The sequence below is a fragment of the Lactobacillus rodentium genome, assembly GCF_003423665.1.
GTDB lineage: Bacteria > Bacillota > Bacilli > Lactobacillales > Lactobacillaceae > Lactobacillus > Lactobacillus rodentium.
The window spans coordinates 218,412-222,571 of record NZ_BFBY01000002.1; the positions used below are offsets into that span (position 1 = coordinate 218,412).

Annotated in this window: 4 protein-coding genes, 4 tRNA genes, 1 rRNA gene and 1 riboswitch; all 9 genes read right to left on the reverse strand. The window is 35.6% G+C overall.

Annotated features, from left to right (window positions below):
* Positions 1 to 218, reverse strand: a 218-nt coding sequence (locus LrDSM24759_RS07755) for an Rrf2 family transcriptional regulator (RefSeq protein WP_170133351.1), incomplete at its 3' end; no start/stop codon positions are given.
* 88 nt (positions 219 to 306) lie between these two features.
* A complete protein-coding gene (locus LrDSM24759_RS02365; RefSeq protein WP_117117897.1) occupies positions 307 to 1,158 on the reverse strand; it encodes an alpha/beta hydrolase in 852 nt (283 codons plus the stop codon).
* A gap of 3 nt (positions 1,159 to 1,161) precedes the next feature.
* Positions 1,162 to 2,067: an amidohydrolase family protein gene (locus tag LrDSM24759_RS02370; RefSeq protein ID WP_117117898.1), complete on the reverse strand. Its 906-nt coding sequence runs from the start codon at positions 2,065 to 2,067 to the stop codon at positions 1,162 to 1,164.
* A gap of 84 nt (positions 2,068 to 2,151) precedes the next feature.
* Positions 2,152 to 3,357 (reverse strand): methionine adenosyltransferase, encoded by a 1,206-nt coding sequence (gene metK / locus LrDSM24759_RS02375; protein ID WP_117117899.1) that lies wholly within the window; start codon positions 3,355 to 3,357, stop codon positions 2,152 to 2,154.
* A riboswitch (SMK box riboswitch) is annotated at positions 3,355 to 3,432 on the reverse strand. Its footprint overlaps the gene before it by 3 nt.
* Before the next feature lie 76 nt (positions 3,433 to 3,508).
* Positions 3,509 to 3,581 (reverse strand) — tRNA-Val (locus LrDSM24759_RS02380).
* Positions 3,582 to 3,586: 5 nt separating this feature from the next.
* Positions 3,587 to 3,658, reverse strand: a tRNA-Glu gene (locus LrDSM24759_RS02385).
* 87 nt (positions 3,659 to 3,745) lie between these two features.
* Positions 3,746 to 3,835: transfer RNA gene (locus tag LrDSM24759_RS02390), tRNA-Ser, on the reverse strand.
* A gap of 17 nt (positions 3,836 to 3,852) precedes the next feature.
* A tRNA-Asn gene (locus LrDSM24759_RS02395) sits at positions 3,853 to 3,925 on the reverse strand.
* Positions 3,926 to 3,938: 13 nt separating this feature from the next.
* A 5S ribosomal RNA gene (gene rrf, locus LrDSM24759_RS02400) occupies positions 3,939 to 4,055 on the reverse strand.
* Positions 4,056 to 4,160 lie beyond the last annotated feature (105 nt).

Consider the following 4,160-nt stretch of genomic DNA (forward strand, 5'->3'; position numbering starts at 1 on the left):
AGAAGTGAAATTTCTTTTGGTCTTTTGGTTAATTTAATACCTGATTTACCGCGATGGCTCTCAACTAAATTCTTCTTTTTTAATAATGCTAAAATTTTGCGAATATAACTTGGATTTGTACCCACACTATGTGCTAGATTTTCCGAATTTAAATTCTTTGAACTAGTTGCTAACATTACTAAAACATGAATTGCTACTGAAAATTTAACATCATTCATTTTTTACCCTCAAATGTATTAGTTATTGATACATTATATAAAATTTTTTAATTTTTGCAAAATAAAAAGGACAAGAATCTGTCCCTTTCTATTTATTCCATAAAAATTTGATTAGAGCCTTATCTACCTTGGGATTTTCATGTAATTTTGAGTGCTGTGCATTTTTTCCAGTAAATTTAATAACCTGGTAAGATTTTGCCTGATCTGCTACTAAATATTTTAATGATAGCGATGAAACATTTGGAACAGTTCCATCAGTATTGCCTCCAATATCCCCAATAATATTAAGGACTCTGACCTGATCTTTTGGATAAGTTTGACGGACCCCTGTCATCTGTTTATAGGTTGCATTCATCTTATTAGGTTTTCCTGCACTATTTAGTTTTAGACCGACAGGTTGGCGCACTTCAGCAGGAGCTCGTTTGAAGTCTAATCCGGCAAAATGGCCAGCAATATCAACTTGTTTTTGTAATTGAGGCATCTTCTTATTGCGCCCATTTTGTAACATGTAATAAATAATAGAAATATTACCAGCTGAATGGCCTACCATATTTATTTTCTTTATTCCATATTGTTTCTGAAGGGCTTTAACAACATTAGTGGCATATTGACCATAAAGGGGAAAATCTAAATTACGGTTATTTTCATAATTAACTTCTACAATAGGGTTCTTAGCATCTTTATTCCAGTGACCAATTAATGTTACTTTACCCTTCTTATCAACATTAGCCCTAATTACAGAATGTGTAACACCAGCTTTTTCGGCTGCTTGTACCATATGCTCTTCTGCATGATATGAGCTGCCACCTCCATGAAAGAAAAGTGTTGGTGTTGAATGAATAGTAACTTTAGAAGTTGAATTTTCTTTACCTTTGCTACACCCGGTTAATATAAATATACAAACAGTTAAGATACCTAACCATACAAACTTTCTCTTCATAACTTATTTTCCTACTAAAACTTGATAATTTTTAAAATATAGTTTTTCTGATTCGTTTAAATTTAATTTTTTAAGGGCCTTGATAATGATTTCTGTCGCTCCCGCAGGTTTGACTCCAAAGGGAGCGTCCGTTCCGAATAAAACGTGATCAATTCCAAAATAATCTAGTGCTAATTTTAGAGCTGGAGGATTTCCTAAAATTGCAGTATCAACATAAAACTTCTTAAAATCCTGCGTTAATTCCGCCGGAAGAATATACTTAATTCTTCCTGCAAAAAATGGTACCATTGCACCTGCATGATGTACGATAATTTTTATTTTTGGAAACTTTTTAAATAAGTTACTTTGTACTAATTGTAACATTGCCTGAGATAATTCATATTCCCAAGAAAAGACCAAATTATTATCTGGCTTACGGGGATCAAAAACTGGATGAAGCCATAAAGGTAAGTTTAATTTAGCTGCCGTTTCAAAAATTGGTTCAAAAGTAGGATCAGCAATACTCTTGCCTAAATGTCGTGTAAAAACTTGTGCCCCTACTAAATATTTATTTTTTGCTATCCACTCAAGTTCATGCTTACTTTGTTCAATATTATTGAGGGCTAACATTCCTACTCCACTTTCGAAATACTTTAAATGAGTCTCTACGATATTTGCTAACTCATTGTTTCCCTCATGCGTCAACTTAGCAGCCAATTCTGGTTCAGCAAAGTCCTCCGCATTAATATTTGCAAAAGAAATAACTTGCTTTACATGGCTGGATGGCCAATACTTAATTCTTTCATCAAGACTAGTTAATGTTGGAATATTAATGAAAGGATACTTAGTAGGAAGAGTTGGATCGCATTTTAAAACAGCTTGATAATAATTTTTAGGTAAAATATGAGCAAAGCTATCTATATAGTACATTATTACTGTAATCTCCTCTTTTTATAATTTATTATAATAAAAAAGCTCAAAATCCTGTTAGAATTTGAGCCTTATTTTAAATAATTATTTATGTTCTTCCACATATTTTTTAAGGTCATTTACTTTATCGGTATGTTCCCATGGTAAATCAACATCAGTTCTACCAAAGTGGCCATATGCAGCAGTTTGACGATAAATTGGGCGGCGAAGATCTAACATTTTAATAATACCAGCAGGTCGTAAATCAAAAGTATGACGAACCGCTTCTACTAATAAATCATCATCAACTTTTCCTGTTCCTGCAGTGTCAATCATAATTGACACTGGATGGGCAACTCCAATTGCATAAGCTAATTGAATTTCACAACGATCTGCTAAACCCGCAGCCACAATATTTTTCGCAACATAACGTGCAGCGTAACTAGCACTACGATCAACCTTAGTTAAATCCTTACCTGAAAATGCCCCACCACCATGACGAGCATATCCACCATAAGTATCAACTATAATTTTACGACCAGTTAAGCCAGAATCTCCTTTTGGTCCACCAATTACAAAGCGTCCAGATGGATTAATTAAATATTTTGTATTTTCATCCAAATACTTAGCTGGAATAACTTCTTTAATCACTTGGTTAATCATACTATCTTTTATTTCATCTAAGCTAACAGATTCATCTGTTTGAGTTGAAATTACGACAGTATCAATCCGTTTTGGTTGATTGTCATCATCATATTCAACTGTCACTTGTGCCTTAGCATCAGGTCTTAGCCAAGGTAAAGTGCCATCTTTTCTTAAATCAGCAACTTTCTTCATTAATTTATGAGAAAGAGAAATTGGTAATGGCATTAATTCAGGTGTTTCATTAATAGCAAACCCAAACATTAACCCTTGGTCCCCAGCACCAATTTGGTCCAATTCATCTGTATCACTAGCATTATCTCTAACTTCTAGTGAATTATCTACTCCACCAGCAATATCAGCCGATTGTTCATCAATATCAACTAAAATGGCACAATTGTTGCCATCAAATCCTAATTCTGGTTTATCATATCCAATTTCAAGGATTGTTTTTCTAACAACACTTTGAATATCTACATAGGCATTAGTGGTAATTTCTCCTACCACTAAAACTAAACCTGTAGTTACTGTCGTTTCACAGGCTACACGTCCATTAGGATCTTTGGCCAAAATTGCATCTAAAATTGCATCTGAAATCTGATCAGCAACTTTATCTGGATGACCTTCCGAAACAGATTCTGATGTAAATAAACGTTTTTCCTTTTCCATGGTGTCCCCCTAAAAATATTTCGGTTACAAGGCATCTTCGTTTAATAACGAATCCTTTCGGGACCTGAACCGATTCCACTTAGAAATAATATTATGTAAGTTCAATGTAATAAAAAAAGCTACCACATAAGTGGTAGCTTTCACTGAACTATGGAGGATACAGGGTTCGAACCTGTGACCTCCTGCTTGTAAGGCAGATGCTCTCCCAGCTGAGCTAATCCTCCATTCATGACCCGTACGAGATTTGAACTCATGTTACCGCCGTGAAAGGGCGGTGTCTTAACCACTTGACCAACGGGTCATATTCATCTGAGCACGTATATAAATATACCAGTTCTATTTTATTTTGGCAATCGCTTTTTTAAAAATAAGAACTTGTGTAGCTCAACGGAGTGTGAGAGATTCGAACTCTCGATACAGGTAATGCCCGTATACATGATTTCCAATCATGCTCCTTCAGCCACTCGGACAACACTCCATAATCATAAGCTACAACTCCGGCTGTCAGACTCGAACTGACGACAACCTGATTAACAGTCAGGTGCTCTACCAACTGAGCTAAGCCGGAATATTAAAAAAGAGCACGGCAACTTCCTATCCTCGCAGGCAGTTTCCCACCAACTACTTTCGGCGTGGAGAAGCTTAACTTCTGTGTTCGGCATGGGAACAGGTGTATCCTTCTCGCTTTCGCCACCGTACTCTTTTGAGCTTTTACACTCAAAACTAAATATAATCTCTCGCAAAAAACCGCTGAGCCTTTGCTTGGTCAAGTGCTCGACTGATTAGTACTAGTCCGCTCCATA

Bases quoted from the DNA above. Each gene is read 5' to 3' on its own strand.
- LrDSM24759_RS02365 (WP_117117897.1), bottom strand. From the start codon at position 1,158: ATGAAGAGAAAGTTTGTATGGTTAGGTATCTTAACTGTTTGTATATTT.
- LrDSM24759_RS02370 (WP_117117898.1), bottom strand. From the start codon at position 2,067: ATGTACTATATAGATAGCTTTGCTCATATTTTACCTAAAAATTATTAT.
- metK (WP_117117899.1), bottom strand. From the start codon at position 3,357: ATGGAAAAGGAAAAACGTTTATTTACATCAGAATCTGTTTCGGAAGGT.